Source organism: Nonomuraea sp. SBT364 (assembly GCF_001083785.1).
In the GTDB taxonomy this organism is placed as follows: Bacteria; Actinomycetota; Actinomycetes; order Streptosporangiales; family Streptosporangiaceae; genus Nonomuraea.
In genome coordinates this window covers 29,807-44,284 of record NZ_LAVL01000006.1, presented here as the reverse complement: position 1 = coordinate 44,284, position 14,478 = coordinate 29,807, and the positions used below count along the sequence as shown (strand labels likewise).

Here is a 14,478-nt window from a genome sequence, read left to right as displayed (position 1 = left end):
AGGCGGCTCCCCCGGACGGGGGAGTGCTACCGGCTGTTTTGAAGGTTCCGCGCGTAAGAACTGCTGGATCGGCAGGAAAGTCTCAACAAAGAACTTCAACGATATTGTCGAAGGCATGGCTACCACCCACGCCTTCGAGGCTGCCGCCGTCCTGGGGCTGCTCCCGGCCCGGCCGAGGATCCTCGCCCTGGGCGAGCCCACCCACGGCGAGGATGCGCTGCTCGACCTCCGCAACGGGCTCTTCCGGCAGCTCGTGGAGCAGGCGGGCCACCGGTGGATCGCGATCGAGAGCGACTGCCTGAAGGCCCTGGTCGTGGACGACTACGTCACCTGGGGCACCGGCACCCTCGACGAGGTCATGGAGCGCGGCTTCTCCCACGGCTTCGGCGAGTCCGCCGCCAACCGGGAGCTCGTCCGCTGGATGCGCGCGTACAACGAGGCCAGGCCCGTGTCCGAGCGGCTGCGCTTCGCCGGGATCGACGGCCCGCTGGAGATGAGCGGGCCCGGTGCGCCCCGGGAGGCGCTCACCGCGCTGCACGGCTATCTGGCCGCCCGGGTCGACGCCGACCTGCTGCCCTGCACCGTGCGGACGCTCGACCGCCTGCTCGGCGACGACGGCCGGTGGACCGACCCGGCCACGCTGCTGGACCCGTCCCGATCCATCGGGCGGTCGGCCGGGGCCGGGGAGCTGCTGCTGCTCGCGGAGGACCTGGTGGCGCTGCTCGGCGCGCGGACGCCGCACCTGATCGAGACGTCCTCCCGGGACGACTGGCACCGGGCCCGCCTGTACGGGCGCACCGCCACCGGCCTGCTGCGCTACCACTACTGGATGGCCGACACCTCGCCGGGCCGCATGCCACGGCTGATGGGCCAGCGGGACACGATGATGGCCGCCAACCTGCTCGCCGTCGCCGAGCGGGGCCCGGGGCTGGTCCACGCCCACAACCGCCATCTGCAGCGGGAGTTGAGCACGATGGAGCTGGCCGGCACGCACCTGGAGTGGTGGAGCGCCGGCGCGATCGTGAGCGCCTGCCTCGGCGAGGCGTACGCCTTCGTGGCCACGGGCGTCGGCACGATCCGGCACCGGGGGGTCGGCGCCCCGCCCGCCGGCACCGTCGAAGGGCACCTGTACGCGCTTCCCGCGGACCACTGCCTCGTCGACCCCCGGCAACTGGCCGCCGCCGTCGGGGAGGCGGTCCCCCGCGTGTCGCCCTGGTTCGGCTATTTCCCGCTGGACCCGGCCCACCTGACGAGGGCCGACGGCATCGCGTTCGTCAAGGACCTCCCGCGGGAGCAGGTCACCTGAGCAGGAGCGGGGTCACTCGGGGCTGGTGACGCGGGCCAGGACGATGCCGGCGACGATGAGCGTCAGCGCGATCAGGCGGCCGGCCGACAGCGGGTCCTTGTGGACGACGATCCCCAGGGCGATCGCGCCGACCGCGCCGATGCCGGTGAAGACCGCGTACGCGGTGCCGACCGGGAGGGTCCGCATCGCGTACGACAGCAGCCAGACCGCGACCGCCATCAGGGCCAGGGAGAGCAGGGTCGGCAGCGGCCTGGTGAAGTTCTGCGTGGGCTTGATGCTCTGCGCCCAGGCGATCTCGACCAGCCCGGCCAGCCCGAGGACGAACCAGTTCATCAGTACTCCTTGCCGAGGTCGTGCGCGTTCCGCAGCGCGGCGGCGTACAGCTCGTCGTGCGTGGGGCGCAGGTGGGCGAGATGCGGGTCGATCCGGGAGTTGGACAGGTCGGCGGTGACGAAGGCGGTGTCCTCGACGGCGAAGTGGCCGGCGAAGAAGTCGCGCAGGAACCGCTCCTGGTAGTCGAACCTGGCCTTGGGGGCGCCGGGGGAGTAGGCCCCGCCGCGGGCGGTGGCGACCACGAAGCGCCGCCCGGCGAGCGACATCCGCGGGAAGGTCACCTGGTCGAGCCACGCCTTCAGCGACGACGGGACCGAGTAGTTGTACATCGGGGTCGCGATCAGCACCACGTCGGCGGCCACCAGCTCGGCCAGCAGCGGCTCGACGATCGCCCAGGCGGCGGCCTGCTCCGGGGTCCGGACGGCGTCCTTGTAGCGGTCGATCTCGGTGACGCCGTTCGCCAGCACGTAGTCGCACAGCTCGGTCCACGCCTCGCCGATGTGCGGCACCGGCTCGGCCGCCAGGTCGCGGCGGACATGCGTGCCGCCGGGGTGGGCGGCGCGCCACGACGCGGCGAAGGCGTCACCCACCTCGCGGCTGATCGAACGGCGGCGGGCACTCGCGTCGAGGTGCAGCAACATGGCCATGACAGAACTCCTCAGAACTGGACATCGTGCCCGCTTGAGACGGTAGCAACGATGTGGACATGTTGTCCACTTCGCTTCCCGTCGATTAGAGTCGCCGCCATGAAGCCGCGTACCGACCTGCTCACCGGACGTCCCGCCGACGAGGAGGGGCGTCCGCGCGAGCGGGCGGACGCGGCCCGCAACCGGGCCAAGGTGCTCGCCGCCGCCGCCGGGCTGTTCGCCGCCCGTGACCCGCGCGGCGTGACGATGGACGACATCGCCAAGGCCGCGGGCGTGGGCCGGGGGACGCTCTACCGCCGCTACCCCGACACGGTCTCGATCGCGCGGGCGCTGCTGGACGAGCACGAGCGCGCGCTGCAGGAGCGGCTGCTGCGGGGTGAGCCGCCGCTCGGGCCGGGCGCGCCTCCGGGGGAGCGGCTGGCCGCCTTCTACGGCGCGATGGTCGACCTGCTCGAAGGGCACATCGCGCTCGTCCTGGGGGCCGAGCAGGGCGCGGCGCGCTTCGCCGCCGGCGCGTACGGGTTCTGGCGCGCGCACGTGCGGGCGCTGCTGGCCGAGGCGGGGGTCCCGGACCCGGAGGCGCTCGTCGACATCCTGCTCGCCCCGCTGGGCCCGGACGTCTACGCCGAGCAGCGCGCGCGTGGTCTCGCCCCGGAGCGGATCGCCGCGGCGCTGGCCCGCCTGGCCCGGGGGGTCGTCGCGCCGGGCTGACCGGGCCTAGTCGCTCATCGCGCGCCACAGGGCGGCCCGGTCCAGGGTTTCCAGTATCCAGGTGCGGGAGTGGAGCGCGCCCCGGTGGCGGTAGTCGCGCATGATCCGCACGTGCTCGGGGAGCCGTACGAACGCCCGGAGATCGTCCTCGCTCCGCCACACCGACAGCGAGCCGGCCCGGCGGCCACCCAGGTCGGCCCAGAGCCACATGCCGACCGCGCCGGGCAGGACCGGCCACAGGCGGCTCAGCGACCAGCCGCGACGGGCGATGCCGGGCAGGTCGAGCAGCCGCTGTGCCCGGTAGTCGGTCAGGGTGGCCACCAGCGGCCCCGGGCTGTCGCTCGCCGGGCCGGTGATCCAGCGTGACCTGAAGCCGGGCGGTCGCCGGTCGTCGTTCGTCATGACGGCCAAACTATATTAACGACCGATCGGTTGCATAGTTGGGGTGTCGACGGCCCGGGGTAGCAGGGCCAGCAGCGCCACGAGGACGGCCGCGGCCGGCGCGCCCCAGAACAGCACGTCGGGGATGGCCTCGGCCGTCGCCTGCGGGCCCGGGGCCACACCCTGGAGTTCGCGCGTGAGCAGGCTGCCGGACACCGCCACGCCGAACGAGAGCCCCAGGCCGCGCACGGACACCACGGCGGACGTGGTGGCCGCCAGGTCCGCGGGGGAGACGGCGTTCTGCGCGACCACCACGAGGTTCTGCATCAGCAGCCCGAAACCGGCCCCCAGCACGCCCATCCCCACGGCGAGCAGGACATACGACGTGCCCGGTCCGGCACCGCCCAGCAGGACGAACCCCAGCACCGCGACGAGCGACCCGGCCAGCAGGTACGGCTTCACCCGCCGGCCGCCCCCGGCCACGAAGGACACCACCATGAACGTCAGGACGTACGGGTTGAGCGCCAGGCCCGCCGTGGTCGCCCCCATCCCGTACGCGGCCTGCAGGAAGGTGGGCAGGTAGACGATCGACCCGACCAGCAGCGCGCCGAGCAGCGCGGTCGCGGGCAGCACGACGCGCAGGACCGGGTCGGCGAACAGTCTCGGCGGCAGCAGCGGGTTCGCCGCGCGCCGCTCCCGCCACACGAACAGCGCCGCCAGGGCCACCGCCGCCCCGGCCGGCGCGAGGATCACAGGGGAGTGCCACGCGTGGGCGCGGCCGCCCCACTCGGCCACCAGGAGGAGGCTCACCGTCGCGCCCGCGATCAGGGCGGCCCCGGTCAGGTCGACCCTGCCGTCCCCGCCGGTCCGGGGCAGCCGCAGCGCGTACGCGGTGAGCGCCAGGCCGATCAGGCCCAGCGGCAGGTTGACGTAGAAGATCCAGCGCCAGCCCCAGGCGTCCGTGATCGCGCCGCCGACGAGCGGCCCGCCCACGCCGGCCAGCGCGAAGACGCCGCCGGTGAGGCCCTGGACCCGGCCGCGCAGCCGCTGCGGGTACAGCTCCGACAGCGCGATCGTCGGCAGCACGAAGAGCGCGCCCGCGCCGACGCCCTGCAAAGTCCTGGCGGCGATCAGCTCGGGCATCGTCCGGGCCAGGCCGCACAGCGCGGAGCCGGCGAGGAAGACGGTGACCGCCGTGACGAAGACCGCCCGCCGGCCGAACCGGTCGCTGAGGCGTCCGTACAGCGCGCCGGTCGCCGTCGAGGCCAGCACGTAGGAGGTGATGATCCAGCCGATCGCGTCCATGCCGCCCAGGTCGGCGGCGATGCCGGGCAGCGCGATGGCCACCACGGTCTGGTCCAGGACCGACAGCAGCATGCCGATCAGCAGGCCGGCCGTGGCGAGCGGCACGTTGCTCCGGCTCGCCGTGGTGACGTCCGCCATCGCTCAGCCCCTCGCCCGGGCGAACGGGTCGGGCAGGCCGAAGTCGGCGCCCACCAGGTCCTGGTCGATGACCGCCCCGGCCAGCATGCCGCTCGCCGCGGCCCAGACGACCGCGGACATCGGCATCGGCATCGTGGCCCGCCGCGCCATGTCGCCGGCCGCGTACACGCCGGGCACGCCGGTCCTGCCGAACTCGTCCACCTCCACGCAGCCGTCGGCGAAGGACCCGCAGCCGAGGCGATCGGCCAGGTCGGAGCGCCGGCGCGGCACGTTGACGACGAACACCGCGTCCCCGGCCAGGGGTGGTCCGCCCTCGAACGCGATCCGCTCCAGCCGGCCGTCCGTCCCTTCCAGCCGGGCGACGGGCTCGCAGCGCACGCCCACGCCGTTCGCCGTCAGCGTCGCCCGCGCCTCCGGGCCGAGCGGCCCGCCGCCGGTGCAGAGCGTGACCTCGGCGGCGAAGCGGCTCAGCTGCAGCGCCAGCCGCACCCGGGCCGCGTCCGCCCCGAGCACCGCGACGCGCCTGCCGGTGCACTCGTAGCCGTGGCAGTAGGGGCAGTGGAAGGCGGAACGGCCCCACAGCGCGTCCACCCCGCGCGGCCCGGGGAGCTCGTCGGCCAGCCCGGTGGCCAGCAGCAGCCGCCGGGCGTCCACGGTGCCGCCGCCGGCCAGCTCCAGACGGAAGCCATCGGCGGTCGTGCCCGCACCGGCGACCGTGTCCGTACGCGCCTGGACCGTCGGGTACGAGGCCAGTTCCGCCCGGCCGAGTTCGCGCAGCTCGGCCGGGGGCGTGCCGTCGCGGGTCAGGAAGTTGTGGACGTTCTCGGCGCGGGCGTTGCGGCCCTGGCCGGCGTCGATCAGCAGCACCGTGCGGTGCATCCGGCCCAGGGTCAGGCCCGCGGCCATCCCGGCCGGGCCTCCGCCGGCAATGACGGCGTCGTACATGTCTGCCTCCGTGATCGCTTGACGTGGAGGCAAGTCTGCAAGTTAATGTCAACATGAAGTCAAGCGATTCCATCCGGATCGGGGAGCTCGCCGAGCGGTTCGACCTCGCCCCGCACGTCCTGCGGCACTGGGAGGCGATGGGATTGCTGGCGCCCGCCGCCAGGGTCAACGGCCGGCGCCGCTACACCCGCGACCACCTGATCCGCGTCCTGACGATCATCCGCGCGAAGTCGGCGGGCATGAGCCTGGAGCAGATCCGGGAGATCCTCGCCGCCACCGGCCAGGCCGGGCGTCAAGCGCTGCTCCGGCGGCACCACGCGGAACTGGAACGGCGGCTTCAGGAAATATCGGCATCCAAGGCGCTGATCGAACACCTCATGCGGTGCACGGCCGACGACTTCTCCCAATGCCCTGCGTACCGGCGCATCGCGGAGAGCACCACCGGCCTCCCCGGCCCGCACCAGGACGGCTGCGTGATCTGAGAGCGCCTCAGCCGTGCCGGCGGAAGACGATCGCGGTGCCGAGGGCGGCTCCGGAAGGCACGACGATCTCTCCGGAGCCGGTCCGGGCGAGCGGGACGTCGTTGCCGCGCAGGAACCGCTCGGTGGCGGCGACGTCGCGCACCGACACCGTGTAGGCGGCGAACGCCGGCAGCGCCGCCGGGCGCTCGCCGGGCAGCAGGCCGTCGAGCGCCGACGCGGGCACGACGGTGACGCCCGCGGCCCCCGGCGCCGTCCGGCCGAAGTAGCCGCCGTAGCGCCGCTCCACCTCGGGCAACGCCTCGTCGGCGACGCACAGCACGCAGCCGGTCAGGCCGGTCGCCCCGTTGGGGTGGCCCGGGTGCCGCTGGTCGCCGACCGGCGCGTTCTGGGCGAACCCGACCCTGCCCTCCGGCACGCGCCCCGGCGGCAGGCCGGGATCGGAGATCTCCAGGTAGCGGGCGGGCTCCATCCGGGTCCCCGTGGCGGTCTCGACGGGCCGCTGGACGTCGTGCACGCCGCCGTGCACGACGCCGCCGCCCGTCAGCCGCGCGGCGACGGCGTCGATGTCCGGCGTGTCGAGGATCATGATGTGCAGGCCCTCGAACCGCTGGAGAAAGGCCGTGATGTTCGCGGCGGTGGCGCGGATCGCGGCCACCAGTCCCGGCAGCTTGTCGCCGGGCACCCGCAGCGGGATCGGGCGGGCCCCGGCGGGCACGCGCCCGACCGCCACCAGCTCGATGAAGGCGCCGGGGAAGTACACATGGGTGTTGACCAGCCCGAACGGCTCGGCCATCCCCGGCAGGACGGGACAGGCGGGCTCCGACACGGTGAAGCCGAGCCTTCGATAGCGCTCCATCGCCTGCTCCAGGTCCCGCACGAGGTGCCCCACATGATGCAGGCCGTCGACGTCGCCACCCATGAGGGGCCTCCTGAAATGAGATAACACCCTTATTTGATAGCAAGCTATCATTTGGTGGCGCGGTAAAGTCCGATGCATGAGTGACGGCGGGTTGCGCGAGCGCAAGAAGGCCAGGACCAGGGAGACGATCCTGCGCGAGGCGTTCCGGCTCTTCCGGGAGCGTGGCTACAACGCCACCACCGTCGAGCAGATCGCCGAGGCCGCCGAGATCTCTCCCGCGACCTTCTTCCGCTATTTCCCGACGAAAGAGCATCTGGTCACCCTCGACCGGTTCCCGCCTCTTTTCGAAGCCCTGGCCGCACAGCCGCCCGGCGCACCGGTCACCGTGCTGCGCGGCGCGTTCCGGGCGGCGTTCGCCGAGCTGTCCGCCGAGGAGATCACCGCAGGGCACGCGCGGGAGGTGTTCGCCGCCACCGTGCCCGAGCTGCTGGTGGCCAACCTGCGCAGGAGCCCCGGCCTGATCCGCGAGGTCCGCGAGCTCGTGGCCGCCAAGGCCGGCTGCGGCGCCGACGACCCGCGCGTACGCGACGCCGTCGGCGCGGTCTTCGGCGTCGTCGCCATGGTCTGGCTGGAATGGGCACATGACGGGCAGATGGACGGGCCCGCCGAGGTCGACAGCGCACTGGCACACCTGGAGTCCGGCCTCGGCCTCTAGGTGATCCCCGCAGATCGCGGCGCGGACGTGTCACAGCCGCTCGCGCCCGGGCGTCTCCGAGAGCGGCACACGTCCGACGTCGAGGAGTATCGATGCGTACCCCATTGCTGTTCGTTCACGGTTTCTGGCACGGCACCTGGTGCTGGAGCGAGGTCCTGGCCCGCGTGGCGGAGACCGGCCGCCCGGCCCTGGCCGTCGACCTGCCGGGGCACGGGCTGCGCGCCCGGCGGCCCCGATCGGTCACCGGACGCCCCTTCGACCCCGACCACCTGGCGACGGAGCCGTCGCCCGTGGCGGGGGTCGGCCTCGACGAGGCGGGTGAGGCGCTCGTCTCACAGCTGAAGCGGCTGGGGCGCGGCGGTCCGGTGACGGTCGTGGCGCACAGCATGGGCGGCACGGTGCTGACCAGGGCCGCCGAGCAGGCGCCCGAGCTGGTGGCGCACGCGGTCTACCTGGCCGCCTTCATGCCGGCGTCCGGGGTTTCCGCGTTCGCCTGCGCCGAGATGCCGGAGAACGCGGGGGAGCTCATCGCGCCGTCGGTGCGCGCCGACCCCGCCGTCGTCGGCGCGTTGCGGCTGGACCTCGGCTCGGCCGACGCCGCCTACCGGCAGCAGCTCCGGGAGGCGTTCTACGGCGACGTCAGCCCGGAGGCCGCCGACGCCGCGATCGGCCTGATGACGCCCGACGCCCCGGCCAGGATCGCCCTCGGCACCACCACGCTGACCCGGCAGGGCTGGGGCGGCGTCCCGCGGACGTACGTCGGCTGCTCGCGCGACATGACCATCCGGCCGCCCCTGCAGCGCAGATTCGTGGCCGAGGCCGACGCCGCCTTCCCGGGCAACCCGACCTCGACCGTCACGCTGGACGCCGCCCACTCGCCGTTCCTGTCGCAGCCCGGCCGGGTCGCCGAGATCGTCGGCGGGCTGGGCTGACCCGGCGAAGTCTCAGCCGTCGTCGCCCAGGCGGGCGATCAGCCGCTCGGCGAGCGGGGTCGCGCCCAGGGCCTCGCGCACCCAGCGCCGGGTGACGACGGCGTACGCCGCCCGGGGCGCCCGGTCCCAGTCCAGCGCCCCGAGCGGCGGCTCCGGGTCGTACTCCAGGCCGAACTGCACGGCGCGCGCGGTCTGCTCGCCGGAGAGCTCCGCGGCCAGGTGCAGCGCCATGTCGATGCCGGCGGAGACGCCGGCGGCGGTGAGCACCGGCCCGTCCGCCACCCACCGCTCGCGGGTGGGCACCGCGCCGAACTCCGCCAGCGCGTCCAGCATCGCCCAGTGCGAGGTGGCCCGGCGCCCTTCGAGCAGCCCGGCGGCCCCCAGGATGAAGGAGCCGGTGCACACCGAGGCCACCGTCCGGGCGCCGGCCGCGGCCCCGCGCACGTAGGCCAGCAGGGTCTCGTCGGCCGTCGCGCGCATCGTCGCCTCCTCGCCGCCCGGCACCACGAGCACGTCCGGCGCGGGCACCTCGCCGAAGGTGTGGCCCGCCTGTACGCGCAGCGGGGTGTCGGTCTCCGCGGCCTCCAGCCGCTCGGCGACCACGACCACCCGGAACTCCGGGCGGATCGCCGCGAGCGTGGAGAGCACCTGCAGCGGGCCCACCAGGTCCAGGATGGTGCAGCCGGGGTAGAGCACGAACGCGATCGTCTTCTCGGTTGCCATACCGGCATCCTGACCGCCCGGCCCCGGCCGCGTCCGCGTCGTGTCCGGAATCCCGCGATACGTGTCCGGCCCGCCGGGCTCAGGGCCCGACGGCCTGCCGCCCCCGGGCGGGGCTGGTCCCGTAGCGGTCGCGGAAGGCCTCGCGCAACGTCTCGGTCGAGCCGAAGCCGCAGCGCCGGGCGATCGTGTCCAGCGGCAGATCGCTGGAGGACAGTAACTGCGCGACCGCCTCGGTACGCGCCGCGCGGACGTACCGGCCGGGCGTGGTGTCCAGCTGGCCGCTGAACAGCCTGCGCAGATGCCGCACGCTGATCCCGGCGCGGGCGGCGAGCGAGGCCGCCGACAGGTCGGCGTCGAGGTTGCCGGTGATGTACCCGACCAGGTCCCGCACCACCCGGTTGCCGGGCGGCGAGGTGGACAGGAACATGCTGATCTGCGCCTGGTTCCCCGGCCGGTGCAGGTAGGTCACCAGCGTCTGCGCCACCTGCCTGGCCAGCGTCGGGCCGTGATCGTCGGCGATCAGGCTGAGGCTCAGGTCGAGCCCGCTGGTCACCCCGGCCGACGTGTGCAGCCGGCCGTCCGAGATGTACAGCGGCACCGGGTCGAAGGTGACGGCGGGGAAGCGCCCGGCGATCTCGGCGGCGTGCCGCCAGTGGGTCGCCACCCGCCTGCCGTCGAGGAGCCCGGTGGCGGCGAGCACCGAGACGCCGGTGCAGATCGACACGATGCGCCTGCTGCCCCGCGCGATCCGCCGTACCTCGTCCACGACGCGCCGGTCCTCGCGGGCGGCCACGTGCCCGTGCCCGCCGGCGACGATCAGCGTGTCGACCGGGCCCGTCACCCGTTCCAGCTCCCGCTGCGCCACCAGCGTGATCCCGCACGAGCTGCGGATGGCGGTCCCCCGCACGGTGGCGAGCTCGACGGTGTATGCCGGTTTCGCGCCCGCCCGGTTGGCCGAGGCGAACGCGTCGCCCGGGGAGGCCACGTCGAGCAGTTCGACGTCGGGATAGCCGACGATCACGACACGGCGCTTCACGGTACTCATCTGGCGTGTGTCCTCCATAACGGACCTAACACTCAGGATTGCGGACATCTGCCGCGTCCGCGAACCGCCGCCGCGCCCACAATGAGCCGCATGTCAGGGGGAGAGACGCCGCGGGCCGGATACCCGCTGCTGGCGGCGCTGTACACCACGCAATTCCTGGGCACCGCGTTCTTCGGCACCGCCCTCGCGGCCATCCTGCGCGAGCGCGGCGCCGGCCTGGAGGAACTGGGTCTCCTCCAGGCCGTGTGGATGCTCACGGCGCTGCGGATGCTGTGGGCGCCGCTGGTCGACCGCTTCGGCTCCGCCCGGCGGGGGCACTACCGATCCTGGCTGCTGATCCTGCAACCGGCGCTGGCGCTGACCCTGCTGACCCTGATCGCGCTCGACCCGGTCGACGACCTCGGCCTCGTCCTGTTCGCCGCGGCGGCCACCGGGGTGCTCTCGGCCACCCAGGACATCGCCGTCGACGCGCTCGTGGTGCGGCTGCTGCGCGCCGACCAGCGCGGGATGGCGAACGGGATCCAGGTCGCCGGCGGCTACGTCGGCAGCGTCGTCGGCGGAGGCGTCTCCCTGCTCGTCTACGCCGAGTTCGGCTGGGCGCCGGCCCTGCTCACGCTGGCGGCCCTGACCGCGTGGCCGGCCTTCCAGGTGCTGCGGATGTCCGAGGGGCCGGGCCCCGCCCCGCGTCCCGGCCTGCGGCAGCGGTACGCCGAGCTGCTCGTCGTGTTCACCGAACGCGACAGGGCGCGGTGGACGCTCCTCGTGCAGCCGTGCTTCCTCGCAGGGATCTTCGCGGCGTACGCCCTGGTCGGCCCCATGCTGGTGGACGCGGGCTGGTCGCTGTCGTCGATCGGCCTCGTCACCAGCCTGCTCGGCGACACGGTGGCGATCCTGGGCGCGCTGCTGGCCGGCGCCCTGCTCGCGCGGCTCGGCACGCGCGCCTGCCTGATCCTGTCCGGCCTCGCCCTGCTGGTGAGCGTGCTGGCGCTGCTGCCGCCGGCCTCCGGCCCGGCCTGGCCGCCGATGACCGGCGCGGCGATCCTGCTCTTCAAGGCCGCCTACGCGGCGGCGGCCACGGTCGTCTCGGCCGAGACGATGCGGCTGTCGCGCCCGGCCACGGCGGGCGCGGACTACAGCGCCATGTCGAGCGCCGGCTCCGTGGTCGCGTTCGGCGTGGGCGCGGTCACGCTGACGGTGGCCGCCGCCGTGGGCTACCCGATCGCCCTGGCCGGGGCCGCGGCGCTCATCGGAGCCGGGATGCTCACCTGCCTGCTGGTCGCCAATAGTGTCGTCACCGGACCACGACCGAGGAGGACCCCATGAGCACCGCCGTCGAACTGACCCGCTTCAAGGTGCGCCCCGACCGGGAGGAGGAGATGCTGGCGGCGCGCCCCGGCATGCTGGCCGACTTCCGCGCCGACCGGGAGGGCTTCCTCGGCGCCCGCCTGGTGCGGCTGCCCGGCGACGAATGGCTGGACGTCGTCGAATGGCGCTCCGCGGCGGACTTCGCCGCCTCGCGGGCCAAAGGCGCCAACCTGCCGGGCATCGCCGCCTTCTTCGACACCATCGCGGAGTTGGTCAGCGCCGAAGAGGGCGTCGTGGCTGACGCCGGCCTGTGACGGTGACCGTCGCCCACACCGGGCGAATCAGTGACAATCCCTGAAACTCAGCGAACGGCACGAGCCGCGCGTCGAGGAGGTCGTCGCGCCCGCCTTCGCCGACCGCCCCGCGGGCACGCTCGGCTGGATCGTCCGCGCCGGGCCGTACGCCACGAGCGCGGAGGCGTCCGGACGCGCTCACCCGCGTCCGGGCGCCCGGGCTCGCCGGCGGCACGGTCGGCACCGACGTCGGCCCGGCGCTGAACGGCATCCAGAAGTGACCGACCGCGCCGCGCCCAACACCTCGCGCGCCGCCTGGCTGCTCGCGCACGCCGAGCCGGGTAAGCGGCTGCGGGTGAGCGAGCGGGTCGAGGACCGCAGGGGCCGCCGGGTCCCGCTCGCCCGGGACACCACGATCCTCCAGGTCGGCCCGACGCTCGTACGGGACGGCCGGATCCCGGTGAACGCCGCGGCCGGCGGCCTCATCCGCAAGGGCGACGACCAGAGGTTCACCTACAACTGGCCCCTGCGCAGCAACCCCGGTCCATGATCGGCGGGAGGCGATGAACCTGGACGGCGGCGGTTCCAGCGTCATGATGACCTCCGGCGCCATCGTGAACCGGCCCTCCGACGCGGCCGGGCAGTGGGCACGCGCGTGGTGCGGAAGCCGTCGGCGACGGGCCGATGCAGGACGGGCGGAGTCGCGCCGGAGCTGATCATGGGTCACGATGGCCACTATGAGCAACGATGACGCCGCGCGTGCCGAACTGGAGGAATGGAGCGAGTTCATCGGCCGGATTCGTTACGACGGTCCAGGCCCTGGCGAAGCCGGCGACGAGCGGTTGGCCGACGAGGCGGTGTCCAGCGAGTTCTCCAGCTGGGGACGGCTCGACGGCTCCGCCGAGATGAACAACTTGATCTGCCGCGCCTTGGAGATCGGCTATCTGCGTGCCCTTCAGGACGTGCGTGAGCGACGCGTTCCCGGGTTGGGGCCCACGGACTGACATCGGCACGAACATTCGCGCATCGTGCCAGGATGCGGATGACAGACAGCGCTGATCGTCACGCCTGTCAGGAAAGCCCGCCGGGCAGGAAGGTGGGCGGATGCTAGAGAGCGGTGACCGGATGCTGGGTGGCTTGCTGGAGGCCGCTCACCTGGCCGCGATGGAGGAGTTGCCTGCCCTGGTGGCCGAGCATGCGCGACCGGCCGGGTTCTCCCAGACGATGATCTACGTGGCCGACCTTCAGCAGCAGTTCCTGGTGCCGCTGCCCGGGCAGCATGGCGTGGCGGGCGGGGAACTCGGCCGGATCCGGGTCGATTCCACCATGGCCGGGCGTGCCTTCCGTGCCTTCGAGGTCGTGGAATCCCGCTACGTGAGGGACCTCATCGCGGGCGAGACGGCCGTGCCGCTCGTCGCGGAGGGGATGCGGCGGCTGTGGCTGCCCCTGCTGGACGGCACCGAGCGGGTCGGCGTGCTCGGGGTGACCGTCCCACAGGGCGGGCCGGACATCGAGTCCCAGGCCAAGCACCTGGCGTCGCTGATCGCGGTGCTGGTGGTCAGCAAGCGCCCGCACAGTGACTCGTACGCCCGCCTGGTCCGCACCGAGCCGATGACCTTGTCGGCCGAGGTGCTGTGGAACCTGCTGCCGCCCGGCGTCTTCGCCAACAACGACGTGGTGGTCAGCGCGGGGCTGGAGCCCGCTTACCAGGTGGGCGGGGACGCCTACGACTACGCGATCGACGGCGACACCCTGCATGTGTCGATCTTCGATGCGATGGGGCACGACACCTCGGCCGGGCTGACCGCCACCATCGCGATGGGAGCCGGCCGCAGGAGCCGGCGGAAGGGAATGAATCTGACGGCGGCCGCCGAGGCGATCGACGTGGCGATCGCCGAGCAGTTCACCGGCCGCTTCGCCACCGGCATCCTGGCCGACCTGGATGTGCGCACCGGGCGGCTGAGCTGGGTCAACCGAGGGCACCATCCGCCGTTGGTGATCCGCCAGGGCCGGATGGTGGCCAGCCTGGGCGCCGGCAGCGTCCCCGATCCGCCGATGGGGTTGCGGCTGGACCTGAACACAGGGCTGCAGCATTATCAACTGGAACCCGGTGACCGGCTGTTGTTCTACACCGACGGCGTCATCGAGGCCCAGAGCCCCGCAGGAGAGCAGTTCGGGCTGGAGCGTTTCATCCACTTCATCGTCCGCCGGGAGGCCGACGGCATACCTGCTCCCGAAACGCTGCGCCGGCTGATCCAGGCCATCCTGGACCACCAGCACGGCCGGCTCCAGGACGACGCCACCGTGCTGACGGCCGAGTGGCGCAGCTCCCGCCGCAGCCAGCTGACCTTGTGACGA

Annotated in this window: 19 protein-coding genes; 11 read left to right on the top strand and 8 right to left on the bottom strand. The window is 73.4% G+C overall.

What is annotated here, in order from left to right:
• Positions 1-115 precede the first annotated feature (115 nt).
• A complete protein-coding gene (locus ADY59_RS04995) occupies positions 116-1,306 on the top strand; it encodes an erythromycin esterase family protein (RefSeq protein ID WP_049558242.1) in 1,191 nt (396 codons plus the stop codon).
• A 12-nt stretch (positions 1,307-1,318) separates the two neighbouring features.
• On the opposite strand, the gene ADY59_RS04990 is transcribed toward ADY59_RS04995, so the two are convergent.
• The gene (locus ADY59_RS04990; RefSeq protein ID WP_049558240.1) at positions 1,319-1,639 is read right to left on the bottom strand and encodes a DMT family transporter; all 321 of its coding nucleotides are present in this window, start codon (positions 1,637-1,639) and stop codon (positions 1,319-1,321) included.
• The gene (locus ADY59_RS04985; protein WP_049558237.1) at positions 1,639-2,286 is read right to left on the bottom strand and encodes an FMN-dependent NADH-azoreductase; all 648 of its coding nucleotides are present in this window, start codon (positions 2,284-2,286) and stop codon (positions 1,639-1,641) included. Before ADY59_RS04985 ends, ADY59_RS04990 begins: the two co-directional genes overlap by 1 nt.
• Positions 2,287-2,385: 99 nt before the next feature.
• On the opposite strand from ADY59_RS04985, the gene ADY59_RS04980 reads away from it, so the two are divergent.
• On the top strand, positions 2,386-2,997 hold the full coding sequence (locus tag ADY59_RS04980) for a TetR/AcrR family transcriptional regulator (protein WP_049558236.1): 612 nt from the start codon (positions 2,386-2,388) through the stop codon (positions 2,995-2,997).
• Positions 2,998-3,003: 6 nt separating this feature from the next.
• Here ADY59_RS04980 and ADY59_RS04975 read toward each other — a convergent pair whose 3' ends face one another.
• The 3 genes from ADY59_RS04975 to ADY59_RS04965 are packed head-to-tail and all read right to left on the bottom strand — an operon-like array spanning position 3,004 to position 5,766.
• Positions 3,004-3,399, bottom strand: coding sequence for an antibiotic biosynthesis monooxygenase family protein (locus ADY59_RS04975; RefSeq protein WP_049558233.1), 396 nt, complete (start codon positions 3,397-3,399; stop codon positions 3,004-3,006).
• A 15-nt stretch (positions 3,400-3,414) separates the two neighbouring features.
• A complete protein-coding gene (locus ADY59_RS04970; protein WP_049558230.1) occupies positions 3,415-4,821 on the bottom strand; it encodes an MDR family MFS transporter in 1,407 nt (468 codons plus the stop codon).
• Between the two features lie 3 nt (positions 4,822-4,824).
• Positions 4,825-5,766, bottom strand: a complete 942-nt coding sequence (locus ADY59_RS04965) for an NAD(P)/FAD-dependent oxidoreductase (protein WP_049558228.1) — start codon at positions 5,764-5,766, stop codon at positions 4,825-4,827.
• Positions 5,767-5,819: 53 nt separating this feature from the next.
• Between ADY59_RS04965 and ADY59_RS04960 the strand changes: the two genes are divergently transcribed.
• Positions 5,820-6,248: a helix-turn-helix domain-containing protein gene (locus ADY59_RS04960; protein WP_049558226.1), complete on the top strand. Its 429-nt coding sequence runs from the start codon at positions 5,820-5,822 to the stop codon at positions 6,246-6,248.
• A 7-nt stretch (positions 6,249-6,255) separates the two neighbouring features.
• Here the strand turns inward: ADY59_RS04960 and ADY59_RS04955 are convergent, their stop codons facing one another.
• Positions 6,256-7,167 (bottom strand): VOC family protein, encoded by a 912-nt coding sequence (locus ADY59_RS04955; protein ID WP_049558224.1) that lies wholly within the window; start codon positions 7,165-7,167, stop codon positions 6,256-6,258.
• 76 nt (positions 7,168-7,243) lie between these two features.
• Here ADY59_RS04955 and ADY59_RS04950 point away from each other — a divergent pair, with 76 nt between their 5' ends.
• Together ADY59_RS04950 and ADY59_RS04945 are read left to right on the top strand one after the other, a co-directional pair.
• Entirely contained in the window at positions 7,244-7,822 is a 579-nt protein-coding gene (locus ADY59_RS04950; protein ID WP_049558221.1) for a TetR family transcriptional regulator, read from the top strand.
• 92 nt (positions 7,823-7,914) lie between these two features.
• Positions 7,915-8,754 carry an alpha/beta fold hydrolase gene (locus tag ADY59_RS04945; RefSeq protein ID WP_049558219.1) on the top strand — a complete coding sequence of 280 codons (840 nt, stop codon included), beginning with the start codon at positions 7,915-7,917 and terminating at the stop codon, positions 8,752-8,754.
• A gap of 12 nt (positions 8,755-8,766) precedes the next feature.
• Here the strand turns inward: ADY59_RS04945 and ADY59_RS04940 are convergent, their stop codons facing one another.
• Together ADY59_RS04940 and ADY59_RS04935 are read right to left on the bottom strand one after the other, a co-directional pair.
• Complete coding sequence (locus ADY59_RS04940) at positions 8,767-9,477, bottom strand: DJ-1/PfpI family protein (RefSeq protein ID WP_049558216.1); 711 nt, start codon at positions 9,475-9,477, stop codon at positions 8,767-8,769.
• Positions 9,478-9,556: 79 nt separating this feature from the next.
• Entirely contained in the window at positions 9,557-10,522 is a 966-nt protein-coding gene (locus tag ADY59_RS04935) for a GlxA family transcriptional regulator (RefSeq protein WP_049558429.1), read from the bottom strand.
• A gap of 90 nt (positions 10,523-10,612) precedes the next feature.
• Between ADY59_RS04935 and ADY59_RS04930 the strand changes: the two genes are divergently transcribed.
• From ADY59_RS04930 to ADY59_RS04910, 6 genes are all read left to right on the top strand, one after another.
• On the top strand, positions 10,613-11,845 hold the full coding sequence (locus ADY59_RS04930) for an MFS transporter (protein ID WP_049558214.1): 1,233 nt from the start codon (positions 10,613-10,615) through the stop codon (positions 11,843-11,845).
• The gene (locus tag ADY59_RS04925) at positions 11,842-12,141 is read left to right on the top strand and encodes an antibiotic biosynthesis monooxygenase family protein (protein ID WP_049558212.1); all 300 of its coding nucleotides are present in this window, start codon (positions 11,842-11,844) and stop codon (positions 12,139-12,141) included. The genes ADY59_RS04930 and ADY59_RS04925 overlap by 4 nt, the downstream gene beginning before the upstream one ends.
• 256 nt (positions 12,142-12,397) lie before the next feature.
• On the top strand, positions 12,398-12,670 hold the full coding sequence (locus ADY59_RS04920; RefSeq protein WP_049558205.1) for a hypothetical protein: 273 nt from the start codon (positions 12,398-12,400) through the stop codon (positions 12,668-12,670).
• Positions 12,671-12,683: 13 nt separating this feature from the next.
• Positions 12,684-12,836: a phosphodiester glycosidase family protein gene (locus tag ADY59_RS53885; protein ID WP_082309865.1), complete on the top strand. Its 153-nt coding sequence runs from the start codon at positions 12,684-12,686 to the stop codon at positions 12,834-12,836.
• Positions 12,837-12,857: 21 nt separating this feature from the next.
• Complete coding sequence (locus ADY59_RS04915) at positions 12,858-13,124, top strand: hypothetical protein (protein ID WP_156325306.1); 267 nt, start codon at positions 12,858-12,860, stop codon at positions 13,122-13,124.
• Positions 13,125-13,224: 100 nt separating this feature from the next.
• On the top strand, positions 13,225-14,475 hold the full coding sequence (locus ADY59_RS04910) for a PP2C family protein-serine/threonine phosphatase (RefSeq protein ID WP_082309864.1): 1,251 nt from the start codon (positions 13,225-13,227) through the stop codon (positions 14,473-14,475).
• The last annotated feature ends 3 nt before the right edge of the window (positions 14,476-14,478 follow it).

Coding starts and splice junctions, on each gene's coding strand:
- ADY59_RS04995 (WP_049558242.1), top strand. CDS start 116: ATGGCTACCACCCACGCCTTCGAGGCTGCCGCCGTCCTGGGGCTGCTC.
- ADY59_RS04990 (WP_049558240.1), bottom strand. CDS start 1,639: ATGAACTGGTTCGTCCTCGGGCTGGCCGGGCTGGTCGAGATCGCCTGG.
- ADY59_RS04985 (WP_049558237.1), bottom strand. CDS start 2,286: ATGGCCATGTTGCTGCACCTCGACGCGAGTGCCCGCCGCCGTTCGATC.
- ADY59_RS04980 (WP_049558236.1), top strand. CDS start 2,386: ATGAAGCCGCGTACCGACCTGCTCACCGGACGTCCCGCCGACGAGGAG.
- ADY59_RS04975 (WP_049558233.1), bottom strand. CDS start 3,399: ATGACGAACGACGACCGGCGACCGCCCGGCTTCAGGTCACGCTGGATC.
- ADY59_RS04970 (WP_049558230.1), bottom strand. CDS start 4,821: ATGGCGGACGTCACCACGGCGAGCCGGAGCAACGTGCCGCTCGCCACG.
- ADY59_RS04965 (WP_049558228.1), bottom strand. CDS start 5,766: ATGTACGACGCCGTCATTGCCGGCGGAGGCCCGGCCGGGATGGCCGCG.
- ADY59_RS04960 (WP_049558226.1), top strand. CDS start 5,820: ATGAAGTCAAGCGATTCCATCCGGATCGGGGAGCTCGCCGAGCGGTTC.
- ADY59_RS04955 (WP_049558224.1), bottom strand. CDS start 7,167: ATGGGTGGCGACGTCGACGGCCTGCATCATGTGGGGCACCTCGTGCGG.
- ADY59_RS04950 (WP_049558221.1), top strand. CDS start 7,244: ATGAGTGACGGCGGGTTGCGCGAGCGCAAGAAGGCCAGGACCAGGGAG.
- ADY59_RS04945 (WP_049558219.1), top strand. CDS start 7,915: ATGCGTACCCCATTGCTGTTCGTTCACGGTTTCTGGCACGGCACCTGG.
- ADY59_RS04940 (WP_049558216.1), bottom strand. CDS start 9,477: ATGGCAACCGAGAAGACGATCGCGTTCGTGCTCTACCCCGGCTGCACC.
- ADY59_RS04935 (WP_049558429.1), bottom strand. CDS start 10,522: ATGAGTACCGTGAAGCGCCGTGTCGTGATCGTCGGCTATCCCGACGTC.
- ADY59_RS04930 (WP_049558214.1), top strand. CDS start 10,613: ATGTCAGGGGGAGAGACGCCGCGGGCCGGATACCCGCTGCTGGCGGCG.
- ADY59_RS04925 (WP_049558212.1), top strand. CDS start 11,842: ATGAGCACCGCCGTCGAACTGACCCGCTTCAAGGTGCGCCCCGACCGG.
- ADY59_RS53885 (WP_082309865.1), top strand. CDS start 12,684: ATGAACCTGGACGGCGGCGGTTCCAGCGTCATGATGACCTCCGGCGCC.
- ADY59_RS04915 (WP_156325306.1), top strand. CDS start 12,858: ATGAGCAACGATGACGCCGCGCGTGCCGAACTGGAGGAATGGAGCGAG.
- ADY59_RS04910 (WP_082309864.1), top strand. CDS start 13,225: ATGCTAGAGAGCGGTGACCGGATGCTGGGTGGCTTGCTGGAGGCCGCT.